A 23,263-nucleotide genomic window follows, 5' to 3' on the forward strand; every position below is an offset into this window, starting at 1 on the left:
TTCCCCTTCCAGGGAAAGGCTCTAGAACATCGTCGGGGTGATTCACGCAATTCCGGGGATCTGATGGAGCGCGTGGCCGGCAAGGTCATACTGCTGTGGGGGTGGCGCAGGGCGCTGGCTGCTTTTCTGGCCGGCGCAGTCGCGGCCCTTGGCCAGCCGCCCTTCGATTTCTTCGCTGCCTGCCTGATCGCCTTTCCGGTGCTGGTGTGGCTGCTGGACGGATCGGCCAGCGCGCCGGGCGAACGGTTCTTCCGACGCGTCTTCAGGCCTTTCCTGACGGGCTGGTGGTTCGGCTTCGGCTACTTCGTGGCGGGCCTCTGGTGGACCGGAAATGCGCTGTTGGTCGAAGCCGATCTCTTTGCCTGGGCGCTGCCGCTCGCCGTCTTCGGCCTGCCGGCGCTGCTCGCGATCTTCCACGGGCTGGCCGCCGTGGTCGCGCGGCTCCTGTGGAGCGACGGCCTCGGCCGGATCGCGGCAATCGCCTTCGCGTTCGGCGTGGCCGAGTGGCTGCGCGGCGTTGTCCTGACGGGCTTTCCATGGAACGCCATAGGGCAGGCGGCGATGCCCGTTCCGCTGCTCATGCAATCGGTCGGTGTCGTCGGGATGACGGGCATGAATGCGCTCGCCGTCTTCGTGTTCGCGATGCCGGCGCTGCTGGCGTCTCCCAAGGGGCGGCTGGCGGGCTTCGGCCTCGCGGGCCTCCTGATCGCCGCCCATGCCGGCTACGGCGCATGGCGTCTTTCGACGGCGGATGCCGCGCCAGAGACGCTCGTCAACGTGCGTATCGTGCAACCCTCGATCGACCAGACCGAGAAGTGGGATGCAAGCGTGCGCGACCGCATCTTCGCGACCTATCTCGACCTGTCGGCGCGGCCACCGGCGGAGGGCGCGCCAGCGCCCGACCTGATCGTGTGGCCCGAGACCTCCGTGCCCTTCATCCTGGCTGATCGCCCGGATGCGCTGGTGGCGCTGGGCGAGCTCGTCGCGGATGGACAGACGCTGCTCGTCGGCGCCGTACGCGTGGAGGGCGCGAGCCAGGCGCAGGACGTGCGCTACTACAATGCCGTCGTCGGCATCAACGCGGCCGGCGAGACCTATGACGCGGTCGACAAGATCAGGTTGGTGCCGTTCGGCGAATACCTGCCGTTCGCGGATTTGCTGGGACGGTTCGGCATGAAGAGGCTGGTGCAGTCGGTGTCGGACTTTTCGCCGGGCGGTCCTCGCCGCAGCATCGAGACGGCGGACGGTGTAAAGGCGCTGCCCTTCATCTGCTACGAGATCATCTTTCCGGGCATCGCGGGCTATGGCGATGTCGACGCGGATGTCATCCTCAACGTGACGAACGACGCTTGGTTCGGAAACACGCCCGGCCCGTACCAGCATTTTCGCCAGGCGCAGATTCGCGCGGTCGAGGCTGGACGGCCTCTGGTGCGCGCCGCCAATAACGGTATTTCCGGGGTCGTCGACGCCTATGGCCGCGTAATCGACGCATTTGCGATCGATGCAGTGGGCGTGCTGGACGTTTCGGTGCCGCGGCAGCGGGTCGAAGGTTTGGGCTCGCCGGCTCTTGCAGGGGCATCCTTTCTGGTGATTCTAGGCCTTTGGTCGGTCTTGACCTGCCTGTTTTCCGGCTACCGGTCTGATTGACAGCGCGTATATTAGAGATTCATAGTGAAAAGCCGTCTGCCGAGGGATTCGTCACGCTGGATCATTGGGGTCTCCAGCCGATCCATTCCGGCAAAGGGAAGTTGGAAGTTCAACCTTTGCAGGTAACGGCGAGGGAATCATGCCGGAAAACAAGAAGAAGCCGAATCCGATCGACATTCATGTCGGGGGCCGCATCCGTCTCAGGCGCAACATGCTGGGCCTGAGCCAGGAGAAGCTTGGGGAAAGCCTCGGCATCACGTTCCAGCAGATCCAAAAATACGAGAAGGGGACGAATCGCGTCGGCGCCAGCAGGCTGCAGGCAATCGCCTCGATCCTCGAGGTTCCGGTCGCCTTCTTCTTCGAGGACGCGCCGGGAGGACCAGGTGCTGGAGGCCTGTCGGAGGAAAGCCAGACCACCTATGTGGTCGACTTCCTGTCGAGCACCGAGGGCCTGCGGCTCAACCGGGCGTTCGTGCGCATTTCCGATCCGAAGGTGCGGACAAAGATCATCGATCTCGTAAGGGCACTCGCCGACGAGGAATGATCCCGCGCGTCCCGCGTAACCGGCGTGGCCGCGCGGTAGCGTAGCGGCTTCGCACGACCATTTTCTCCTTTTTCATAGGATTGACGAACGTTTGTTTGCTTGACGGCACAAGGCGGGCCTCGGTAACAGATTGCGTCTTTGCCGGATCGTTCCGGCATTTCTTTCGAGAGGGGATACCCGTGGCACGCCAGAACTACCTTTTCACCAGCGAATCGGTCTCCGAAGGCCATCCCGACAAGGTTTGCGACCGCATCTCGGACGAGATCGTGGATCTCGTCTATCGCGAGGCCAAGAAGACCGGGATGAACCCCTGGGACGTGCGTGTCGCATGCGAAACGCTGGCGACGACCAACCGGGTCGTGATCGCCGGAGAAGTCCGGGTGCCCGACTCGCTTCTCAGGAAGAATAAGGACGGCTCGATCATGACGAATGCGGCGGAGTTTCCGCTGATCAATCCGTCGAAGTTCAAGTCCGCCGCCCGCAAGGCGATCCGCGCCATCGGCTACGAGCAGGATGGCTTCCACTGGAAGACCGCCAAGATCGACGTGCTGTTGCATGGCCAGTCGGCCGACATCGCGCAGGGCGTCGACAATGCGTCCGACAGGCAGGGCGAGGAAGGCGCTGGCGACCAGGGCATCATGTTCGGCTACGCCTGCAACGAGACGCCCGACCTGATGCCGGCCCCGATCTACTACAGCCACAAGATCCTCGAACTGCTGGCCGCCGCCCGCCACGCTGGTGAGGGTGAGGCCGGCAAGCTCGGCCCGGACGCCAAGAGCCAGGTGACCGTGCGCTATGTCGACGGCAAGCCGGCCGAGGCAACCCAGATCGTGCTCTCGACCCAGCACCTGGACGGAAGCTGGGATTCGAAGAAGGTGCGCGCGGTGGTCGAGCCGTATATCCGCGAGGCGCTCGGCGACCTGAAGATCGCCGACGACTGCAACTGGTACATCAACCCGACCGGCAAGTTCGTGATCGGTGGCCCCGACGGCGACGCCGGCCTGACCGGCCGCAAGATCATCGTCGACACCTATGGCGGCGCGGCTCCGCACGGCGGCGGCGCGTTCTCCGGCAAGGACACCACCAAGGTCGACCGCTCGGCCGCCTATGCGGCGCGCTATCTGGCCAAGAACGTGGTGGCGGCCAAGCTTGCCGAGCGCTGCACGATCCAGCTCTCCTACGCCATTGGCGTCGCACAGCCGCTTTCGGTCTATGTGGACCTGCACGGAACCGGCAAGGGCGTGACCGAAGAACAGATCGAGGCAGCGATCCGCAAGGTTATGGACCTGTCGCCGTCCGGCATTCGCCGGCACCTCGACCTGAACAAGCCGATCTACGGCAGGACCGCCGCCTATGGCCATTTCGGCCGCAAGGCTGGCCGCGACGGCTCCTTCTCCTGGGAGAAGACCGATCTGGTCAAGGCGCTCAAGGAAGCGGTTGCAAGCAACGCGTGAGGCCGGTCTGCAAATGGCGGTTTTCTGCGCTTCCGGTGCTCACGTACCTCGGTACGCTCCGCTCCGGTTCTCGAAAGTCACCATTTTCGACTCGCGCTGACGCATTGCTGGGACGGCACTGAAGGAGCATCGGGGAATGGCGGAAGAGCGGCGCAAGCGCGCGACCGAGGCCTTCTTCGGTCGTCGGCGGGGCAAGTCGTTGCGCCCCGCCCAGGCGGAAGCCGCCGCGCGGCTCCTGCCGGGGCTCATGCTCGACCTCGGCAGCCCGGCGCCGGACGACCTGACCGGCCTGTTCGGCGTGCCGGTCGATGGCGTTCGGCTGGAAATCGGCTTCGGCGGCGGGGAGCACCTGCATCTGGAGGCCGGCCGCAACCCAACGACTGGCTTCATCGGCGTGGAGCCCTTCGTCAATGGCATGGCCAAGATGGCTTCGCTGCTGGACGAGGAGCCCCGCGGCAACCTTCGGCTTTACGACGACGACGCGACCCGCCTGCTCGACTGGCTTCCGGACGCGTCGCTGGACGGGATAGACCTGTTCTATCCCGACCCTTGGCCGAAGAAGAAGCACTGGAAGCGCCGTTTCGTCAACGAAGCCAATATGGATCGTTTTGCAAGGGTGCTGAAGAAAGGCGGGGTGTTTCGCTTCGCATCCGACATCGATACCTATGTCGACTGGACGCTGCTGGCATGCCGGAAGCACGAGGCGTTCGAATGGCGCGCGGCCTCGGCTGAAGACTGGCGCACGCCCTATGAGGGCTGGCCGGGCACACGCTACGAGGCGAAGGCGATAAGAGAAGGAAGGACGCCGGCCTATCTCACATTTCTGCGCGGATAGGCCGGCGGTCCTTTGCGGGCGCGTGCCCGCTTCAGAGACTGCTCGATGGTTCTACTCCGGCGGGCATCTGATGCGGCTTTCTACGCTTCCGATGCTCACGTACCGAATGTACGCTGCGCGTCGGTTCTCGAAAACCGCGCCACCTGCCTCGCTGGAGCGAACTCTCGAACGGTCTCTCAGAAGCGCTTGATCCCGCGGAACCGAACCGGATCGATGCCGAGACGCAGAAGGTCTGCGTCCCTTGCGGGCCGGTGTTCACGCGTGGCCGCCGATACGGCGAATGCGCTTCCCACTATGTCGAGGAATTCCGAGATTCCCCTCGTCAGTGATCTGTTGGACATTTTTCCTGTCTCATCGGCTGTGCGATGCGACGTAGATAGGAAGCCAACTGCCGCAGCGGAAGCGACGTTTCAGCATGGCCGCCATGCATTTTTGTGCAGTGCAGCATAAAGCCCCCGCCGGCATGCGGACGTGAAGCTTGTCGAAGTATCGCCGCTGTCAGTTGGTGTTCTTTTCTTCCTGCTCGAGCTGGTTCCAGGCGTTTTGCTGGGAGAGCATCGAGCGCAGGTAGGCGACGTTGGCCTGGGCCTGGTCGGGCGAGAGTTCGCGGCTGGCGATCTCTTCGGCTTCCTTGAAGCGCCCCTGCAGGCCGACGACGAGGGCGAGGTTCTGACGCACGCGGCTGTCGGCGCCCTGCGTCTCGACGGCCTGTCGCATGTAGTTCTCGGCGGTCTTGAGGTCGCCTTCAAGCAGATGCGACATGCCGAGGTTGGACAGGATGGAGGGTTCGCCGGGCTTCATCTCGAGGGCGCGGCGATAGAGCTGGCGGGCCTCCTGCGGCTTGCCGAGCTGGTCGAGGATCGCTGCCTCGGCCGAAACGAGCTTCCAGTCTGGATATTCAGGTGTCTGGGCGCGGCGCACGGCGTCGAGCGCCGGCTCCAGCTCGCCGGCCGCGGCGAGCGCCTTGCCGTAGGCCGCAAGCACCTGGCGCTCCTTGGGATAGTCGATCGCAAGCTTGCGCATCACCGCCAGCGACTGGTCGGTTCGCCCGTTCATCTGCAGGACGGAGGCGTAGCGCATCGCCGTGTTCACGTCCTTGGGGTTCTTGGCGTAAATCTGGCCCAGCGTCTGCGCCTCGGACGCGAGCTGCTGTGTCGACATGGTCTCGACGGGGGCGGAGGACGGACGGCTGACCGATCCGGTCGTGATCCGGTCCTTGGTGGCGCAGCCGGCCAGCGCCAGGCCCAGCGCAAGTGCCGCTGCCGTGGTACGAAGGCGTTTTCCCGTTGCGTTCGTCGCGCGGTTGGTCAACATCTGCACGCTCGTCTCCATGCCGTCATTGCCCTGCAAGAGGGCGCATCCGGGAACGAGCAATAGTCTGTTAACCCTAACGGACGGTTAAGGCGCTGGCGCCAGCGCCGGGGTTCCGTCCGGCATCAGGAAGTCTCCCATGCCGCTGAAACTGACCGAAAAGCCCGCGCGTGACGCACGTCCCGTGCACCTCGTCACCAAGAAGAGCTTCGAGCAGCTCGATCTCGACGACCGGTCGCGCGCCTGGGCGGCAGCCAACGGGTTTTCGGGGCAGGCGGGCAAGCTGCTGGTGCTGCCGGGCGAAGGTGGCGCTGTAGCAGGCGCGCTGTTCGGCGTGGCAGCCGAGCGCGGCGGCTTCGCGCCGCTGGAAACGGGAACACTCGCGCGCCAGCTTCCCGATGGGGCATGGCGGTTTGCCGGGCAGGTCGAGGAACCGGAAATGGCGGCGCTGGGTCTGGCGCTGGGTGGCTACAGCTTCTCCCGCTATCGCAAGAACGAGACGCCCAAACTGGAATTCGCCGTTGCCGACGGCTCGGACCTCGCGGCGGTGCAGCGCCGGGCCGATGCGGTCTACCTCGTGCGCGACCTCATCAACACACCGACGAGCGATATGGGGCCTGACGCGCTGGAGGCAGCCGTGCGCAAGCTGGCCAAGGCGCACAAGGCGAGCGTGAAGGTGATTGCCGGCGACGATCTCCTGAAGAAGAACTTCCCGATGATCCACGCCGTGGGACGCGCATCCGCGCAGGCGCCGCGGCTCGTCGACCTGACCTGGGGTCCGAAGGGCGCGCCGAAGGTGACGCTGGTGGGCAAGGGCGTGTGCTTCGACACCGGCGGGCTCGACATCAAGCCGGCCTCCGGCATGCTGCTGATGAAGAAGGACATGGGCGGGGCCGCAAATGTGCTCGGCCTTGCGTCGATGATCATGGCGGCGGGGATGACGGTGAGGCTGCGGGTGCTGGTGCCGGCGGTCGAGAACTCCATCGCGGGCAACGCCTTCCGGCCGGGCGATGTGCTCCAGAGCCGCAAGGGGCCGACGGTGGAGATCGGTAACACCGATGCGGAAGGCCGGCTGGTGCTGGCCGACGCGCTGGCGCTCGCGGACGAGGAAGAGCCGCAGCTGCTGATCGACATGGCGACGCTGACGGGTGCCGCGCGGGTGGCGCTCGGGCCCGACCTGCCACCCTTCTTCACCGATGACGAAGCGTTTGCATCCGATCTGGCGGAAGCCTCGATGCGCGTGGCCGACCCGCTGTGGCGGATGCCGTTATGGACGCCCTACGACAGGAAGCTCGCTTCCAAGGTCGCCGACGTCAACAACGTGACGTCGGATGGCTTTGCAGGCGCGGTGACGGCGGCCCTGTTCCTGCGCCGTTTCGTGGAGAAGGCGCAAAGCTGGACGCATCTGGACGTGTACGGCTGGAGCCCGGTCGACCGGCCCCATTGCCCCGTGGGCGGCGAGGCGCAGGGCATTCGCGCAATCGAGGATGTGCTGGCGCGCCGCTACGGCGGCTGAGGGCGCGCTATTGGTCCGGCGCGGCTTCGAGCAGCGTTTTCAAGCGCTCGGTGACGAGGTGGAATTCCTCGTCGGTCAGGACGTCGAGGTTGATGAGGGCCGAATTGCGCACGCCCAGCGCGACCAGGAAGATGACGATCGACAGCGCCGGATCGGCGCTGTTTTCCTTCATGCGGTCGAGTAGCTCGCGCTCGAAACGACGCACGGGTCTCAGGAAGTCCGGGTTTTCGGCGAGTGCCGCAAGCAGGCCCGAGGGCGGCGGCTTGTTGCAATCGTGGTCTTCCACGAAAAGCTCGAGATAGGCTTCGGCGAGGCCGTTGGGTTCGCCCTGCTTTTCGGCGGCGCGCGCCGACAGGGTTTCGGCGAAGCTCGAGACGAACATCTCCACCACGCCTTCCATGAGCGCGGCCTTGGTTGGAAAATGATAGAGAAGTCCGCCCTTGGAGGTGCCCGCCCGGGCGGCGACGGCGTCGAGGGAGAGGCTGCCGGCTCCCGATTCACGCGAGATGTCCGCCGCCGCTTCGAGAAGACGCTGCCTGGTGTTGGGTCGTTTATCTGCCATTTCACCTACAATCGGGGTTGACAATACCGTCCAGACGGTACAGTAGATCGCCCTCGATTTGCAAGGTTATTATTGCGGCCCTCTCACGGAGGCCGTTGGCCTTTGCTCGTCGGTTCCAGCCAGAAAGCCCAACACCCATGATCAAGCGCCTCCTCATCGCAATCGTACTGCTGGCCGTCCTTGCGGCAGGCGTGGTCGGATTCAACATGTTCCGCGATCAGGCGATCGAGAACTTCTTCGCCAACATGCCGGTTGCGACCGTCACAGTCTCCACGGTGGAGGTCAAGCCGGAATCGTGGACCCCGTCGATCGATGCGATCGGAACGGTCAACGCGATCCGGGGCGTGGACCTGACGGTGGAGACGACGGGCATCGTCAAGGAGCTGCACTTTAGCGCCAACCAGCGGGTCGAGCAGGGCGAGGTTCTGGTGCAGCTCGACGATGCCGTGCAGCGGGCCGACCTATTCGCCGCCCGCACCCAGGCCGATCTCGACAAGCAGGCGCTCGATCGCGCGATGGAGTTGCAGCAGCGCGGCGTCGGCTCGACGGTGTCGCTGCAGGCTGCCGAAGCGGCTGCCGCTGCTTCCGGCGCGCAGGCCGAAAAGCTCGAAGCGGTGCTGCAGCAGAAGCAGTTGCGCGCGCCCTTCGCCGGCACCGTCGGCATTCCGCGCGTCGACATCGGCCAGTATCTGCAGCCGGGAACCAGCGTGGTGACGCTGCAGGATCTGGAGACGATGCGGGCAGACTTCACCGTGCCGGAGCAGCGGCTGAGCCAGCTCAGCATCGGCCAGCCGGTGCGCCTGACCGTGGATGGCGACGACAACGAGCTGACCGGCGAGATCGTGGGCATCGACCCGAAGGTCGACCCGTCGAGCCGGCTGGTTTCGGTGCGCGCGGCGATCGAGAACCCGGACGAGCGTCTGACGCCCGGCCAGTTCGCGCGCATCTATGTCGATATGCCGAAGGAGGACGACGTCATCGCGCTGCCGCAGACGGCCGTCGTGACGAGCCTCTACGGCGACTATGTCTACGTCGCCCGCAAGCCCGAGGCTGACGGCGAAGAGCAGGTCCCCGCCGAAGGCGAGGCGGAGAAACTCGAGGCGCGGCAGGTCTTCGTGACGGTGGGACGCAGGTCCGGCAGCCAGGTGGAAATCGCCTCCGGCCTCGAAGGCGGCGAGATGGTGGTGACGGCAGGCCAGAACCGGCTCAACAACGGGACCCCCATCGCCGTCGACAACACCATCGATCCGGCGGGGCAGGCCGGTGAACAGGCGGCGTCGAAATGAGCTTCTCCGACATCTTCATCCGCCGGCCCGTCCTGTCGTCGGTGCTCGGCATCATGATCCTGCTCCTGGGCTTCCAGGGGCTCTTCAACCTCCAGGTGCGCCAGTATCCGGAGGTCGAGGAGACCGTGATCACGATCACCACGATCTATCCGGGCGCCAGCGCCGAGCTGATCCAGGGCTTCATCACCGCGCCGATCTCGGCCGCCGTCGCCACGACGGAGAACGTCGACTACGTCACCTCGCAGAGCCGTCCCTCCGCGAGCGTCGTTTCCGTGCAGATGCGGCTGGGCTCCAACCCCGACGTCGCGCTGACGGAGGTGATGTCGAAGGTGCAGCAGGTGCGCAGCCAGTTGCCCAGCGAGGCCGAGGATCCGACCATCGTCAAGGGCACGGGCATGCAGTTCGCCACCATGTATCTGGCGCTGCAGAACCCGAACATGACCAATGAGCAGGTGACGGAATATATCGAGCGCGTCATCCGGCCGCGCATGTCGACCATTCCGGGCGTTGCCGAGGTCCAGATCATGGGCGCGGCCAACTACGCCATGCGCGTCTGGGTCGATCCAGTGCGGCTGGCCGCCCGCGGCATGACGGCAGCGGAGGTGATGAATGCCATCAATTCCGCCAACTTCCTGGCCGCTCCCGGCAAGACCAAGAACGAGTTCGTCACCTATTCGGTGACGATGGAATCGACGCTGCAGAACCCCGAGGCGTTCGGCCAGTTGCCGCTCAAGGCGACGGGCGACGACGTCGTGCGGCTGCGCGACGTCGCTGAGGTGGAACTCGCCGCCGAAAGCAGCGACATGGTCGTTACCTTCAATGGCCAGCCGGGCACCTTCATCGGCGTCTTCCCCACACCGTCCGCCAACCCGCTCGACACGGCCTCCGCCGTGCTCGACGAGTTGCCGGCGATCCAGGCGAGCCTGCCCGAGGGCATGACGCTGACGATGATGTATAACGCCACCGAGCAGATCAGCGCATCGATCCGCGAGGTGTTCACGACGATCTCCGAAGCGGTGGTGATCGTCATTGTCATCATTCTTCTGTTCCTGGGCTCGTTCCGTTCGGTGCTGATGCCGATCGTCACGATACCGCTGTCGCTGATCGGCGTCTGTTTCGTGCTGTTCGCGCTCGGCTACTCGATCAACCTCCTGTCACTGCTGGCGATGGTGCTCGCCATCGGCCTCGTGGTCGACGACGCGATCGTGGTGGTGGAGAACATCCACCGCCATATCGAGGAGGGGCTGAGCCCCCGGCAGGCGGCGTTCGTCGGCATGAAGGAGATCACCGGGCCGGTCGTCGCGATGACGATCACGCTGGCGGCCGTGTTCGCGCCGCTCGCCTTCATCGGCGGCCTGACGGGTTCGCTTTTCCGCGAATTCGCCATGACGCTGGCCGGCGCCGTCGTCATCTCCGGCATCGTCGCCCTGACGATCACGCCGATGATGTCGGCGCGGCTGCTCAAGCGCGGTGGACACAGCCGCTTCCAGCAGGCCGTCGACAATACCTTCGACCGCGTCTCGGCGCGTTACGAGCGACTGGTCCACGGTTCGCTGAACTATCGGCCGGTGACGGTGCTGATCGTGCTGGTGCTGGTTGGCCTGACCGGCTTCATGTTCATGAAGACCTCGAGCGAGCTCGCGCCGGAAGAAGACGAGGGCGCGCTCTTCGCACTGGTGACCGCGCCGCCTTATGCGACGACGGAGTACACCAAGATGTACACCGACCAGATGCGCGCGTTGACGGAGGACCTGCCGGAGCTCGACGCGAACTTCTCAATCGTCGGCTTCGGCGGCCAGACCAATTCAGGCATCTCGGTGTGGGCGCTCAAGGACTGGGCCGAGCGCGAGCGGTCGCAGAAGGAAATCCAGCAGGACATCCAGGCGCGGCTGTCCAAGATCGCCGGCGTCGAGGCGCTGGTCTTCGCGCCGCCCTCGCTGCCGGGTGCCGGCGGCGGCCTGCCGATCTCGCTGGTGATCCAGTCGACCGGCGATCCGAGCCAGGTCTACGAGGTGGCCGAGCAGGTGCGCCAGGAGGCGCAGGCAAGCGGCCGCTTCATCGTCGTGCAGAACTCGCTCGCCTTCAACGCGCAGCAGGTGGTCATCACGGTCGACCGCGAACGCGCGGCGGCACTCAACCTGCCGGTGCGCGACATCGGCTCCACGCTGAGCCTGCTGGTGGGCGGCGGCGCGATCGCGCAGTTCGACCGCGATTCCAACAGCTACGACATCATCATGCAGGTGCCGCAGGAGTACCGCGAGAATCCGGAACGGCTGGGCGACTTCTTCGTGCGCAGCGCCACCGGCCAGATGGTGCCGCTTTCAGCGGTGGTGACGATCTCCACCGGCGTCAGCGCGGCCGCCATCGAGCAGTTCAACCAGCTCAACTCGGCGACGATCTCCGCGCTGCCGCTGCCGGGCGTGACCACCGGCGACGGTCTCGCGCTGATCGAGGACATCGCACGGCCGCTGCTGCCGGACGGGTTCTTCATCGACTATTCCGGCCAGTCGCGGCTGGAGATCGAGCAGGGCAACACGATCGTCATCGCCTTCGCGCTGGCCGTTGTGGTGATCTATCTGGTGCTCGCAGCGCAGTTCGAGAGCTTCCGCGATCCGTTTATCATCATGATGACGGTGCCGCTGTCGATCTTCGGCGCGATGCTGCCGCTGAACCTCGGCCTCTCGACGCTGAACATCTACACGCAGGTGGGTCTGATCACGCTGATCGGGCTGATCACCAAGCACGGCATCCTGATGGTGGAGTTTGCCAACCAGCAGCGCGAGGCCCATGGGCTAGACCGCTTCGAGGCGATCGTCGCCTCCGCAAAGGTGCGCCTGCGGCCGATCCTGATGACCACGGCGGCGATGTCGCTGGGCGTGGTGCCGCTCATCATCGCCTCTGGCGCCGGTGCGGCGGCGCGCTTCTCGATGGGCCTCGTCATCTTCACCGGCCTGATCATCGGCACGATGTTCACGCTGTTCGTGGTGCCGATGTTCTACAGCTTCATCTCCGCCAAGGAGATGGGGCATGTGGAGGACGACGCTCCGCAGCCGCAGGGGGCGCCGGCTGGCGAGTAGCCGCCGTAGAGACGAAATGAAGAGCGGCCGGTGCCTTGCGCCGGCCGCTTTTTTTCGCTTGAATGATACGGAACCGAAACGACCTTCCGTGGAGCGCCGATGGGCATCGCGATGCGTCCCAGCCAGTCGCTGCGGCTCTGGCAGCAGGTCACGCTGGCGGAGGTGCAGGCGGCGTCGCACGACCTTACCATGCGCCAGATGGCGATCCTGCTGACGGTCTATCTCGACCCGCCGCCGCACACCGTGCGCGGGCTGGCTGAAAAGCTCTCCGTGACCAAGCCGGTGATTACCCGCGCGCTCGACACGATGGGCTCGCTCAAGCTGTTGTCGCGCCACCGCGACGAGAAGGACAAGCGCAACGTTCTGATCAAGCGCACCGTGGAGGGCGCGCTGTTCGTCGAACGCTTCGGTGATCTCGTCATCGACAAGGCTGCGGAGCTGCCGATATGAACGCCCTCGACCGCAGGCTGCAGGCCTTCCGGCCCGATCTCGCCGACGAGCGGCTGCGAGGCACGGTGGAGGCGCAGCGTTTCGTTACCGGCCGCCCGGCGCGGGTCGCCGCGCCCGTTCTCGACCTGCGCAACGCGCCGCGGCCCGATGCCGGGCTCGACACCCAGCTTCTGGCCGGAGACGAGGTGATGGTCTTCGAGGAAACGGAAGGCTTCGCCTGGGTGCAGGGCGCGCGCGACGGCTATGTCGGCTACGCGCCCGCAACGGGGCTGGCAGAGCCGGGTGCGGCGCCCACACATGTCGTCGCCGTGCCGCGTACCTTCAGCTATCGCGAAGCCGACATGAAGAAGCCGGCCACGGGCGCCCTCTCCATGGGCAGCCGGCTGACGGTGGTGGGCGGAGCGACGACGCGCGGCACGGACTACGCGCTTCTTGAAAGCGGCGAGGCGCTGGTCGCCGCGCACCTGCGGCCTGTAGGCACGGTCAGTGGCGACTATGTCGCGGTCGCCGAAGAGCTGGAGCGCACGCCCTATCTCTGGGGCGGATCGAGCGCCTTCGGCATCGACTGTTCGGGCCTCGTACAGCTTTCCATGCGCATGGCGGGAAGCGATGTGCGCCGCGACACCGACATGCAGGCGGCCACGATCGGCGCGGCGCTGGAGGTGGGCAACGATCTCGCCGGGCTGCGGCGCGGCGACCTCGTTTTCTGGAAGGGCCACGTGGCGATCATGGTCGACGAGAAAACCATCATCCACGCCAACGGCCACACCATGATGGTCTCACGCGAACCGCTCGCCGCGGCGGTCGAGCGAATCGCCTACCTCTATGGCGCGCCGACGGGGTTCCGGCGGGTGTGACCTTCGCTCAATACCCTTCCTTGCGGTCGACGAGGTTTTGCAGCGCCTCGCCGCGTTGGTCGCGGGCGATCTGTTCGAGCATCAGCGGGGCGAGGTGGACGGGGTCGGAGGTGGCCGCCGAGTGCGGGGTCACGAAGACGCGCGGGTGCGTCCAGAGCGGGCTCTGCTGCGGCAGCGGCTCCTGCTGGAAAACGTCGAGGCTTGCTTCCTTCAAGGTGCCGTCTTCGAGTGCCTGAAGGATGTCTGCCTCTTTTTGGAGCTTGCCGCGTCCGCCATTGATGAGGATCGCGCCGCCGAGCCGGTTTTCGCGGCGCAGGCCGCGCAGGAGCGCATGGTCGATGATGCCTTCGGTGGCCGGCGTATGCGGCAGCAGCACCACCAGAATGTCGGTCGCGGCGAGGAAGTCGCGCAGCCCGCTTTCGCCGTGGAAGGTGGTGACGCCTTCCATCGGGCGCGGCGTGCGCGTCCAGCCATTCACCTTGAAGCCGAGCGGCAGAAACGCGGAGGCGCAGGCGCGGCCGAGCTGACCCAGGCCCATGATGCCGACGCTGATCTCGCCGGCGACGGGCTGCGGCGGTTCGCGCCAGATCTTCTGCGCCTGATTGGCGCGGTAGGTCATGCCGTTGCGGTGATGGTCGAGCACCCGCCAGGTCATGTATTCGACCATGTGCTGCGTCAGATTGTCGGCGACGATGCGCGCGATCGGCACGTCGGGCAGGCCTGGATCGGCAAGAATGTGGTCGACACCGGCGCCTAGCGAGAAGATCGCCTTGAGGCCCCTCAGCCCATCGAGAGCGCCGTGCGGATGCTTCCAGACAACCGCATAGTCGATCGCTTCGCCGTCCGGCTGGGTGACGACGTCGTGTTCCGTCGACAGGAGCTCCTTCCAGAGCTTCGGATCGTAGCCGGTGACGGAAAGCAGGATGCGCCTGCGCGCGATTGAAGACATGGCGATGGTCCTGAAAGTGAAGCTACTGGCTGACGACGCCGGCGGGCGCGGTGGCGATGTCGAAGGCGGCGGCGATCAGCGCCCTGGTGTAGTCGGTTTGCGGGTTCTCGAAAATCTGCTCGGTCGAACCCTGCTCCACCACCTTGCCGTTGCGCATGACGATGACGTGGTTCGACAGGGCGCGCACCACCTTGAGGTCGTGGCTGATGAAGAGATAGGCGAGGTCGTGCTTCTTCTGCAGGTCGCGCAGAAGGTCCACCACCTGCGCCTGCACGCTCATGTCGAGCGCCGAGGTCGGCTCGTCGAGCATGACGAAGCGCGGCTTCAGCACCATGGCGCGCGCGATCGCGATGCGCTGGCGCTGGCCGCCGGAAAACTCGTGCGGGTAGCGGAAACGGGTGGCCGGATCGAGCCCGACCTCGCCGAGCACGTCGACGACCATGGCGTCGCGCTCGTCGACGGACAGGTTCGGCTCGTGGATCTTCAGGCCTTCCTCGATGATCTCGGAGACCGACATGCGCGGCGATAGCGAGCCGAACGGGTCCTGGAAGACGATCTGCATCTCGCTGCGCAGCGGGCGCATCTGCTTGAAGGAATAGCCGTCGATTTCCTTCTGGCCGAGCATGATCCTGCCTTCCGACGAGATCATCCGCGACAGGGCGAGGCCGAGCGTGGTCTTGCCGGAACCGGATTCGCCGACGACGCCGAGCGTCTGGCCGGCCTTGACGACGACGTCGATGCCGTCGACCGCCTTCACATAGTCCACGGTATTCCTGAAGAAGCCCTGCTTGATCGGGAACCAGACTTTTATGTCGTCGCCCGTCATGACCGTCTCGGCGTCCGGGTTCGCTTTGGGGGCGGTGCCCTTCGGCTCGGCGGCGAGCAGGTGGCGGGTGTATTCGTGCTGCGGGTTCTCGAATATCTCGCTGGTCGGGCCGGCCTCGACGATTCGCCCCTTGGTCATCACGCAGACCTTGTCGGCGATGCGCCGGACGATGCCGAGGTCGTGGGTGATGAACAGCATCGACATGCCGTTCTTCTTCTTCAGCTCGTCCAGCAATTCGAGGATCTGCGCCTGCACGGTGACGTCGAGCGCGGTGGTCGGCTCGTCGGCGATCAGCAGCTCCGGCTCGTTGGCGAGCGACATGGCGATCATCACGCGCTGGCGCTGACCGCCCGACAACTGGTGCGGATAGGCGCCGAGGCGGCGTTCCGGCTGCTGTATGCCGACTTCATGCAGCAGCTCCAGCGTGCGGGCACGGGCCTGTTTGTCGCCCATGCCGCGGTGGATCTTCAGGATCTCGCCGATCTGCTGCTCGATCGTGTGCAGCGGGTTGAGCGAGGTCATCGGCTCCTGAAAGATCATGGTGATCTTGTTGCCGCGCACCTTGCGAAGTTCCTTCTCGCCGCCTGCCAGCAGGTTCTCGCCGTGGAACAGGATTTCGCCCCAGGGGTGGCTGGCGGCCGGGTAGGGCAAAAGCTTGAGGACCGAGAGCGCCGAGACGGACTTGCCCGACCCGGATTCTCCGACGAGCGCGACCGTCTCGCCGCGCGCGATGTCGAAGGAGACGCGATCGACGGCAAGATTCTGCGCGCCGCCCTGCGTGAAGGCCACGGAAAGATCGCGCACCGAGAGGAGAGGTGTGTCGCTCATTTGAACGTCTTCCGCGGGTCGAAGGCGTCGCGCACGGCCTCGCCGATGAAGATCAGCAGCGACAGCATGATCGACAGCGTCAGGAAGCCGGTGATGCCGAGCCATGGCGCGTTGAGGTTGCGCTGACCCTGCCGCAGGAGTTCGCCCAGCGAGGCGGAGCCCGGCGGCAGGCCGAAGCCGAGGAAGTCGAGCGAGGTCAGCGTCGTGATCGAGCCGTTGAGGATGAAGGGCAGGAAGGTCAGCGTCGCCACCATGGCGTTGGGCAGAAGGTGGCGGAACATGATCGTGCCGTTGGAGACGCCGAGCGCGCGCGCGGCGTTGACATATTCGAAGTTGCGCGCGCGCAGGAACTCCGCCCGCACCACGCCGACGAAGGCGACCCACGAGAACAGGAGCATGATGCCGAGCAGGATAAAGAAGCCCGGCGGCAGCACGGCTGCTATGATGAGGATCAGGTAGAGCACCGGGATCGATGACCAGATCTCGATCACGCGCTGGAAGATCAAATCGGTCCAGCCGCCGAAATAACCCTGCACGGCGCCGGCAGACACGCCGATGACGGCCGAGGCCAGCGTGAGCACGAGGCCGAACAGCACCGATATGCGGAAGCCGTAGATAATGCGCGCCAGCACGTCGCGGGCCTGGTCGTCGGTACCCAGCCAGTTCCAGTTGCCGACCGTGCAGGCGGGGTCTGCGGCGCCGTCGAAATAGCGGCCGCAGCGCGTCTCAGCGTCGTAGAGCCATGAGGGCTTGGCTGGCGCGGATTCGGGGATGTCGTTGTTGACCGTGCGGTAGGAGTAGCGGATCGGCGGCCAGATCAGCCAGCCATTGGCCTCGATCTCCTCGCTGATGATCGGGTCACGATAATCGGTGACGGCAAGGAACCCGCCGAACTTCTCTTCGGGGTAGTCGACGAGGACCGGGAACAGAATCTCGCCCTTGTAGGACGCGAGGATCGGCTTGTCGTTGGCGATGAACTCGGCGAACAGCGACAGCACGAACAGGACCAGGAAAATCCAGAGCGACCAGTAGCCGCGCCGGTTGGCCTTGAAGTTCTGCCAGCGGCGCTGGTTCAGCGGCGACAGCCATGGCCGCGCCGTGCGCTCGCGTACCTTCTCCACTTCGCCCTTGGCGATCACGTCGGACATCTAGACCTCCCGCCTTTCGAAATCGATCCGCGGATCGATCATCGTGTAGGTGAGGTCCGAGAGAAGGCTGACGAACAGGCCGATCAGCGAGAAGATGTAGAGGGTGGCGAACACCACGGCATAGTCGCGGTCGAGCACGGAACGGAAGCCGAGAAGGCCCAACCCGTCGAGCGAGAAGATGTTCTCGATGAGCAGCGACCCGGTGAAGAAGGCGGAGATGAACGCGCCCGGAAAACCGGCGATGATGATGAGCATGGCGTTGCGGAAGACGTGGCCGTAGAGCACCTGCCGCTCGGACAGGCCTTTGGCGCGGGCCGTGACGACATATTGCTTGCGGATCTCGTCGAGGAAGGAGTTCTTGGTCAGCAGCGTGGTGGTGGCGAAGGCCGACAGCACCATTGCCGTCAGCGGCAGTGTCAGATGCCAGAAATAGTCGAGGATGCGTTCCGGCCAGGACAGGTCGCCCCAGTTCTCGGAGGTGAGCCCGCGCAGCGGAAACCAGTCGAAGAACGAGCCGCCGGCAAACAGCACCATCAGCAGGATCGCGAACAGGAAGCCCGGTATGGCATAGCCGACGATGACGATGCCGCTGGTCCACACGTCGAAGGCGGTGCCGTCCTTGACCGCCTTGCGGATGCCGAGCGGGATCGAGATCGAATACGAGATCAGCGTGATCCACAGCCCCAGCGAGATCGATACCGGCATCTTCTCTATGATGAGGTCGATGACCGAGATGTCGCGGAAATAGCTCTCGCCGAAGTCGAAGCGGGCATAGTTCCACAGCATGTTGAAGAAGCGTTCGAGCGGCGGCTTGTCGAAGCCGAACTGCTTTTCGAGCTGGGCGATGAAGGCGGGGTCCAGCCCCTGCGCGCCGCGATATTTGTAGTCGTTTCCGGCATCGAAGTTCTGCGAGACGTCGGCCCCGCCGCCGGAGAGGCGGTCGGTCGCGCCGCCGCCGTCGCCGGTCATGCGCGCGATCACCTGTTCCACCGGTCCGCCGGGCGCGAACTGGATGACAATGAAGGAGATGGCCATGATGCCGAACAGCGTCGGGATCATCAGCAGCAGGCGGCGGAGGATGTAGGCGCCCATCAGTTTCCTTCGGGTTTCGAGCTGGACACGTCTGTAACCGGCTTTGTCATCACATGGGAAGCTTGCGTCAGCCGGTCATGCCGGTTGCCTGGACCTTGTCCGGGCGCGTCCACCATGTGTCGAGCACGCCGGTGGCGTATTTGGGACTGACCGTCGGACGGTCGTAATAGTCCCAGTATGCGAGCCAGCGTGCTGCCTTGTGCCACTGGAAGACCACGTAATGCTCGGCGCGGATGATCCGGTCGAGCGCGCGCGTGGCCATGGTGAATTCTTCCTGCGACTTCGCCGCGATGATCTTCTCCAGCACGGCGTCGATGGCGGGATTGGCCATGCCAGCCATGTTGAACGAGCCCGGCGAATTGGCGCTGACCGAGCCGAACACCTGCCTGATGAAGCGCGACGGAAAGAGCGACATCGTGAAGCGCGACACCACCATGTCGAAATCGAACTCGCGCAGCCGCAGCGAATATTGCGCGGCGTCGACGATGCGGTAGCTGGCGCGGATGCCGAGCTGGGTCAGATTGCGAATGAAGGCGTTGTGGTGCGGCTCGAACGTGTCCGAGTTGCCGAGAAACTCGATCGTAAGCTGCTCGCCGGAGGGCAGCAGCATACGGCGGCCGTCGAGCTTGCAGCCGGCCTCGGTGAACATCGCCAGCGCGGCGCGCATCTGGTTGCGGTCGCGGCCGCTGCCGTCGGTGACGGGCGCGACATAGGGTTCTTCGAAGACCTCGGGCGGAAGCTGGTCGCGAAACGGTTCCAGCAGTGCAAGCTCGGCTTCGTTCGGCAGGCCCGACGCCTTGTTGTCCGACTTTTCGAAGAAGGAGTTGGAACGCTCGTAGAGGCCGTACATGATATTGGCATTCGTCCATTCGAAATCGAACAGCATGCCGATGGCCTGGCGGATGCGCCGGTCCGCGAACTTTTCCCGGCGGGTGTTGAAGAACCAGCCCTGACCGCCTGAGGGTGTTTCGTCGGGATAGTCCTCGATCTTGACCCTGCCGTCGTTGATGGCCGGAAAATTGTAGTCCGTCGCCCAGTTGCGGGAGGTGAATTCCTCCCTGAAGAGGATGTTGCCGCCCTTGAATGCCTCGAACGAGGCGGTCCTGTCGCGATAATATTCGTAGCGGATGCGGTCGAAATTGTAGCGCCCGACCATGACCGGGCGCTTCACCGCCCAATGGTCGGCGACCCGGTCGAATTCGATGAAGCTGCCGAAATTGAAGCGGCCGACCCGGTACGGCCCGGAGCCGAGTGGCGCCTGCGAGAGCGTTGCCTGGAAATCGCGGCCTTCCCACCAGCTTTCCGAAAAGATCGGCGCGCCGGCGACGGTCAGCAGGACCGATATGCCGGCATCCGCCTTGAGCGTCACCGAGATCGTGCGCTCGTCCGGGGTTTCCATCGTCTCAACCTCGCGCAGCGTGCTGGCGATGTTTTCATGGCCGAGGTCGCGTAGCGTCGTCAGGGTGAAGAGGACGTCCGAGGCCTTGATCGGCGTGCCGTCATGGAAGGCGGCGTCCGGATGCAGCGTGAAGCGCCATGTCAGCCTGTCCTCGCTGACGACCACCGTCTCCGCCACATAGCCGTACATCGAGCTGGTCTCGTCGGACGAGCTCGCCAGTAGCGAGGCGTAGGTGAGATCCATGCCGAATGCCGCATTGCCGCGCAGCACATACATGTTGAGCGTATCGAACGTGTCGAAGTTCTGGTTGTAGATGCGCGCCGGCGACTGGGTGACGATGCGTCCGCCGCTGGGCGCGTCGGGGTTCACATAGTCGAAATGCGCAAAGTCGGCTCCGTATTTCAGGTCGCCGAAGACCGATATGCCGTGAAGCGGCGTGTCCGTCGGCAACTGGGCGAAGGCGTCGCGAACCAGCAGGGGCGCCGCCAGCGCTGCCCCGCCCAGCGCGAGGAAGTCGCGCCGGGCAAGCATTCCACCGGCCTTCATTGCGCCTCCTCGAAGCTGCGCTCGATTGCCTTTTCCTGATCGGGACGGATCCACCAGGACATGGTGTCAATACCGGCGTAGCGCGGTTGCTGCTCGGGAATGCCGAACTTATTCCAATAAGCGTAACGCATTGTCGGCTGATAATATTGGGGTACCGTATAGTAGTTCCACAACAGCACCCGATCGAGCGCCCGAACCGTGGCAACGAGCTCCTCGCGGTCCTTGGCGAAAATGATCTTATCGATTAGTCGGTCGACGACCGGGTCCTTGATCCCAGGAGCGTTGCGTGAGCCGGGCGTATCGACTGCCTGCGAGCTCCAGTAGTCGCGTTGCTCGTTGCCAGGAGACTCGGTTTGCGGGAAAGCTGCCGTGACGGCATCGAAGTCGAAGTTCTGGTAGCGCTGGATATACTGCGAGGTATCAACGATACGCAGTGTGGCGTCGATGCCTAGACGGCGCAGATTCGAGATGTAGCCGCCGGCAATTACCTCCGCCGTCGGAGAGCCGCCAAGGAAATCGATGCGGAACTGCTCCCCCGTTTCCTTGTTGACCATCCGCCCGTCCCGGATTTCCCAGCCCGCCTCGTCGAAGAGGCCAACTGCCTCGCGCAGGTTGTCTCGCGCGCTTCGCGGACTGTCGAAGACCGGAAGCTTGAACTCATCGGTGAAAAGCTCAGGTGGAAGATCGTCACGGAACTCTTCAAGTATATCCAGTTCCTTGCCTTCAGGAATCCCGCTCGATGCGAGTTCGGAATTCTGGAAGTAGCTGGAGAAGCGCCGATTTAGGCCGAAGAACTGGAGTCGGTTCTGCTCTTCGAAATCGTATGCCAGCGTCAGCGCCTTGCGCACGAGACGGTCCTGGAAGCGGGGCAAGCGCATGTTGAATGCGAAAGCTTGCATGTGCTGGACACCGCCCTCGACGAACTCGCGCTTGATCACATCCCCACTTCCCACAGCCGGAAAATCGTATTCCTGCACCCACCGGCGAGTGCTCATCTCCCGCCTGATGTCCTCGAAACCACCACGCTTGAAGGCGAGGAACTCAGCATTATCGTCCTGGAAATAGATGTAGCGCAGCCGGTCAAAGTTGTTGCGCCCAATGTTGATCGGCAAATCCGCTCCCCAATAGTCATCGACCCGCTTCCAGACGATCCTCGATCCGGCATCGAAGGATTCGATCTTGTAGGGTCCACTGCCCAGGGGTGGCTCAAGCGTCGGGTTTTCGATGTTACGCTTCTGCCCGCGCGCGTTTTCGCCTTCCCACCAATGCTTCGGCAAGACCGGAAGATCTCCCATGATGTGCGGCAGTTCTCTGTTACCGGTCTGGTCGAAGGTGAATCTGACCTCGTTTTCCGAAAGCGCTTCGGCCTTGCTCACGTTGGCATAGTAGTGCTTGTGCATGGGACTGATACGCTTCAGCGTCTCGAAGGACCAGATAATGTCCTCCGGAGTGATCGGTTGACCGTCATGCCAGCGTGCTCTGGGGTCGATGCGGTAGGTAGCCGAGGAATAGTCTTCCGGATAGGCAAACGCCTCTGCAATCTGCGGGTGGCTCGTTCCTGCCTCGTCAACAGATTGCTGCATCAGGGTCTCCCAAAGAAGCCCGCCAAACGACCCGAATCCCGCAGCAGGTGTGCCGCGTACGATGAAGGGGTTAAAGCTGTCGTAAGTTCCGAACGTGGTTGTGTTCAGCGTGCCGCCTTTAGGGGCATCGGGATTGACGTATGGATAGCGCTCAAACGTCTCAGTTTCGGCCGCTTCGCTGATCAGCGACGAGGTTGTGCGCCATTCGGGGTCCTCCTGCGCACTGGCCGTGCCGGTCAGCAAGGCTGTTGCGATCATCGACAGAGCCAGAGTGCGAAAGCGCTTCAATCCCATGCCATCCTCATTCAGCGTGTGGTCCACGAATTCCTAAACTAGCCTCTGCGGCGCATATGAAAACCCTGCGCAGGCAAGTTTCCGCGCGCCGCAGATTAACAAAAAAGCCGGGCGAAACCCGGCTTTTTCGTGATGCTGAGATTACATCTTTGTCATTGTTGCTGAGGGGTCGTCTCGCCGCTCTCGGTGCCGGCATCGGTTTCCGGCGCGGCGGCGCTGCCGTCATCGGGCGTTTCCGGCTGGGCCGGCTCGGCCTCTGTCTCTTCGGCGGGGGCAGTCTGTTCCTCGGCGGGGGCAGTCTGCTCTTCCGCAGGGGCGGCCTGATCCTCGGCAGGGGTGGCCTGGTCCTCGGCGGGAGCAGCCCCATCCTCCGCTGCCGGGGCGGCTTCGCCTTCGGCGGCGGGCGCTGCGGCGTCCTCGGCCGGCGCTTCTTCTGCCGCGACTTCCGGCAGCGGGGCCGGGTTGCTGGAGAGCGTGCGCAGATAGGCGATCAGGTTGGCTTCTTCTTCCGGGTTCTTGATGCCGGCGAACGCCATGGCGGTGCCGGAGACGTAGGAGCGCGGCGCCTTGAGGAACTCGCTCAGGTGATCGTAGTCCCAGACGGTGCCGTCGGCTGCGAATTCGCGCATGCCGGCCGAGTAGCTGAAGCCTTCATGCGAGGCGACCGGGCGGTTGACGATGTCCCAGAGGTTCGGGCCGACCTTGTTGGCGCCGCCTTCGTCAGGCGTGTGGCAGGCCTGGCACTTGCGGAAGGCTGTCTCGCCGGCTGCGGCGTCTGCCGTCTGCAGCAGCTCCGCGATCGACGGGCCGGCCTCGGCCGGGGCCGCGTCGCCGCTTGGCTGTTCGGCCACCTCAATGGCGTAGCCGGGGTTTTCCGGTGCGTGGGTAGCGAAGATGGAATCGGACACGATGCTGACCGAAAAGACCACGAACGCCACCGCGAGAAACGCGCCGATCAGCTTGTTGAGTTCAAACGAATCCATCATCTATCCGAGGCTCCCTTGTCCGACCGCTCCGTCGGGCTTGCCCCCTTCTCGTGCGCAAGCCACATCCCCCGTG

At 64.5% G+C, this 23,263-nt stretch carries 19 protein-coding genes; 9 read left to right on the forward strand and 10 right to left on the reverse strand.

Annotation, left to right across the window (positions count from 1 at the left end; translation table 11 throughout):
• Positions 1–63 precede the first annotated feature (63 nt).
• From lnt to trmB, 4 genes are all read left to right on the forward strand, one after another.
• On the forward strand, positions 64–1,647 hold the full coding sequence (gene lnt / locus V1479_RS04110) for an apolipoprotein N-acyltransferase (protein WP_368801776.1): 1,584 nt from the start codon (positions 64–66) through the stop codon (positions 1,645–1,647).
• A 139-nt stretch (positions 1,648–1,786) separates the two neighbouring features.
• Positions 1,787–2,191, forward strand: a complete 405-nt coding sequence (locus V1479_RS04115; protein ID WP_368801777.1) for a helix-turn-helix domain-containing protein — start codon at positions 1,787–1,789, stop codon at positions 2,189–2,191.
• 179 nt (positions 2,192–2,370) lie between these two features.
• Positions 2,371–3,645, forward strand: coding sequence for a methionine adenosyltransferase (gene metK / locus V1479_RS04120; protein WP_368801778.1), 1,275 nt, complete (start codon positions 2,371–2,373; stop codon positions 3,643–3,645).
• 136 nt (positions 3,646–3,781) lie between these two features.
• A complete protein-coding gene (gene trmB / locus V1479_RS04125; protein WP_368801779.1) occupies positions 3,782–4,480 on the forward strand; it encodes a tRNA (guanine(46)-N(7))-methyltransferase TrmB in 699 nt (232 codons plus the stop codon).
• 176 nt (positions 4,481–4,656) lie between these two features.
• On the opposite strand, the gene V1479_RS04130 is transcribed toward trmB, so the two are convergent.
• Together V1479_RS04130 and V1479_RS04135 are read right to left on the reverse strand one after the other, a co-directional pair.
• On the reverse strand, positions 4,657–4,821 hold the full coding sequence (locus V1479_RS04130) for a hypothetical protein (RefSeq protein WP_173187931.1): 165 nt from the start codon (positions 4,819–4,821) through the stop codon (positions 4,657–4,659).
• A gap of 157 nt (positions 4,822–4,978) precedes the next feature.
• Positions 4,979–5,794: a tetratricopeptide repeat protein gene (locus V1479_RS04135; RefSeq protein ID WP_368801988.1), complete on the reverse strand. Its 816-nt coding sequence runs from the start codon at positions 5,792–5,794 to the stop codon at positions 4,979–4,981.
• Positions 5,795–5,930: 136 nt separating this feature from the next.
• Here V1479_RS04135 and V1479_RS04140 point away from each other — a divergent pair, with 136 nt between their 5' ends.
• A complete protein-coding gene (locus V1479_RS04140; RefSeq protein ID WP_368801780.1) occupies positions 5,931–7,307 on the forward strand; it encodes a leucyl aminopeptidase family protein in 1,377 nt (458 codons plus the stop codon).
• A 7-nt stretch (positions 7,308–7,314) separates the two neighbouring features.
• Here the strand turns inward: V1479_RS04140 and V1479_RS04145 are convergent, their stop codons facing one another.
• Positions 7,315–7,869, reverse strand: coding sequence for a TetR/AcrR family transcriptional regulator (locus V1479_RS04145; protein ID WP_173187929.1), 555 nt, complete (start codon positions 7,867–7,869; stop codon positions 7,315–7,317).
• Positions 7,870–8,006: 137 nt separating this feature from the next.
• Here V1479_RS04145 and V1479_RS04150 point away from each other — a divergent pair, with 137 nt between their 5' ends.
• The 4 genes from V1479_RS04150 (at position 8,007) to V1479_RS04165 (ending at position 13,539) form a co-directional block, all read left to right on the forward strand.
• Positions 8,007–9,155 (forward strand): efflux RND transporter periplasmic adaptor subunit, encoded by a 1,149-nt coding sequence (locus tag V1479_RS04150; protein ID WP_368801781.1) that lies wholly within the window; start codon positions 8,007–8,009, stop codon positions 9,153–9,155.
• A complete protein-coding gene (locus tag V1479_RS04155; protein ID WP_368801782.1) occupies positions 9,152–12,232 on the forward strand; it encodes an efflux RND transporter permease subunit in 3,081 nt (1,026 codons plus the stop codon). Before V1479_RS04150 ends, V1479_RS04155 begins: the two co-directional genes overlap by 4 nt.
• Before the next feature lie 99 nt (positions 12,233–12,331).
• Complete coding sequence (locus V1479_RS04160; RefSeq protein ID WP_173187925.1) at positions 12,332–12,682, forward strand: MarR family winged helix-turn-helix transcriptional regulator; 351 nt, start codon at positions 12,332–12,334, stop codon at positions 12,680–12,682.
• Entirely contained in the window at positions 12,679–13,539 is an 861-nt protein-coding gene (locus tag V1479_RS04165) for a C40 family peptidase (RefSeq protein ID WP_368801783.1), read from the forward strand. The genes V1479_RS04160 and V1479_RS04165 overlap by 4 nt, the downstream gene beginning before the upstream one ends.
• A 7-nt stretch (positions 13,540–13,546) precedes the next feature.
• Here V1479_RS04165 and V1479_RS04170 read toward each other — a convergent pair whose 3' ends face one another.
• The 7 genes from V1479_RS04170 to V1479_RS04200 form a co-directional block, all read right to left on the reverse strand.
• Positions 13,547–14,479, reverse strand: coding sequence for a 2-hydroxyacid dehydrogenase (locus V1479_RS04170; RefSeq protein WP_368801989.1), 933 nt, complete (start codon positions 14,477–14,479; stop codon positions 13,547–13,549).
• A 31-nt stretch (positions 14,480–14,510) separates the two neighbouring features.
• Positions 14,511–16,142: an ABC transporter ATP-binding protein gene (locus V1479_RS04175; RefSeq protein WP_368801784.1), complete on the reverse strand. Its 1,632-nt coding sequence runs from the start codon at positions 16,140–16,142 to the stop codon at positions 14,511–14,513.
• Entirely contained in the window at positions 16,139–17,290 is a 1,152-nt protein-coding gene (locus tag V1479_RS04180) for an ABC transporter permease (protein WP_368801785.1), read from the reverse strand. Before V1479_RS04180 ends, V1479_RS04175 begins: the two co-directional genes overlap by 4 nt.
• A complete protein-coding gene (locus tag V1479_RS04185; protein ID WP_368801786.1) occupies positions 17,291–18,382 on the reverse strand; it encodes a microcin C ABC transporter permease YejB in 1,092 nt (363 codons plus the stop codon).
• A 67-nt stretch (positions 18,383–18,449) separates the two neighbouring features.
• A complete protein-coding gene (locus V1479_RS04190) occupies positions 18,450–20,327 on the reverse strand; it encodes an extracellular solute-binding protein (RefSeq protein ID WP_368801787.1) in 1,878 nt (625 codons plus the stop codon).
• The gene (locus tag V1479_RS04195; RefSeq protein ID WP_368801990.1) at positions 20,324–22,204 is read right to left on the reverse strand and encodes an extracellular solute-binding protein; all 1,881 of its coding nucleotides are present in this window, start codon (positions 22,202–22,204) and stop codon (positions 20,324–20,326) included. The genes V1479_RS04190 and V1479_RS04195 overlap by 4 nt, the downstream gene beginning before the upstream one ends.
• Before the next feature lie 152 nt (positions 22,205–22,356).
• Positions 22,357–23,187 carry a c-type cytochrome gene (locus tag V1479_RS04200; protein WP_368801991.1) on the reverse strand — a complete coding sequence of 277 codons (831 nt, stop codon included), beginning with the start codon at positions 23,185–23,187 and terminating at the stop codon, positions 22,357–22,359.
• Between the last annotated feature and the right edge of the window lie 76 nt (positions 23,188–23,263).

It is taken from the genome of Neoaquamicrobium sediminum, assembly GCF_040970315.1.
In the GTDB taxonomy this organism is placed as follows: domain Bacteria; phylum Pseudomonadota; class Alphaproteobacteria; order Rhizobiales; family Rhizobiaceae; genus Aerobium; species Aerobium sediminum.

Coding starts and splice junctions, on each gene's coding strand:
- lnt (WP_368801776.1), top strand. CDS start 64: ATGGAGCGCGTGGCCGGCAAGGTCATACTGCTGTGGGGGTGGCGCAGG.
- V1479_RS04115 (WP_368801777.1), top strand. CDS start 1,787: ATGCCGGAAAACAAGAAGAAGCCGAATCCGATCGACATTCATGTCGGG.
- trmB (WP_368801779.1), top strand. CDS start 3,782: ATGGCGGAAGAGCGGCGCAAGCGCGCGACCGAGGCCTTCTTCGGTCGT.
- V1479_RS04130 (WP_173187931.1), bottom strand. CDS start 4,821: ATGTCCAACAGATCACTGACGAGGGGAATCTCGGAATTCCTCGACATA.
- V1479_RS04135 (WP_368801988.1), bottom strand. CDS start 5,794: ATGTTGACCAACCGCGCGACGAACGCAACGGGAAAACGCCTTCGTACC.
- V1479_RS04140 (WP_368801780.1), top strand. CDS start 5,931: ATGCCGCTGAAACTGACCGAAAAGCCCGCGCGTGACGCACGTCCCGTG.
- V1479_RS04145 (WP_173187929.1), bottom strand. CDS start 7,869: ATGGCAGATAAACGACCCAACACCAGGCAGCGTCTTCTCGAAGCGGCG.
- V1479_RS04150 (WP_368801781.1), top strand. CDS start 8,007: ATGATCAAGCGCCTCCTCATCGCAATCGTACTGCTGGCCGTCCTTGCG.
- V1479_RS04155 (WP_368801782.1), top strand. CDS start 9,152: ATGAGCTTCTCCGACATCTTCATCCGCCGGCCCGTCCTGTCGTCGGTG.
- V1479_RS04160 (WP_173187925.1), top strand. CDS start 12,332: ATGGGCATCGCGATGCGTCCCAGCCAGTCGCTGCGGCTCTGGCAGCAG.
- V1479_RS04165 (WP_368801783.1), top strand. CDS start 12,679: ATGAACGCCCTCGACCGCAGGCTGCAGGCCTTCCGGCCCGATCTCGCC.
- V1479_RS04175 (WP_368801784.1), bottom strand. CDS start 16,142: ATGAGCGACACACCTCTCCTCTCGGTGCGCGATCTTTCCGTGGCCTTC.
- V1479_RS04180 (WP_368801785.1), bottom strand. CDS start 17,290: ATGTCCGACGTGATCGCCAAGGGCGAAGTGGAGAAGGTACGCGAGCGC.
- V1479_RS04185 (WP_368801786.1), bottom strand. CDS start 18,382: ATGGGCGCCTACATCCTCCGCCGCCTGCTGCTGATGATCCCGACGCTG.
- V1479_RS04190 (WP_368801787.1), bottom strand. CDS start 20,327: ATGAAGGCCGGTGGAATGCTTGCCCGGCGCGACTTCCTCGCGCTGGGC.
- V1479_RS04195 (WP_368801990.1), bottom strand. CDS start 22,204: ATGGGATTGAAGCGCTTTCGCACTCTGGCTCTGTCGATGATCGCAACA.
- V1479_RS04200 (WP_368801991.1), bottom strand. CDS start 23,187: ATGGATTCGTTTGAACTCAACAAGCTGATCGGCGCGTTTCTCGCGGTG.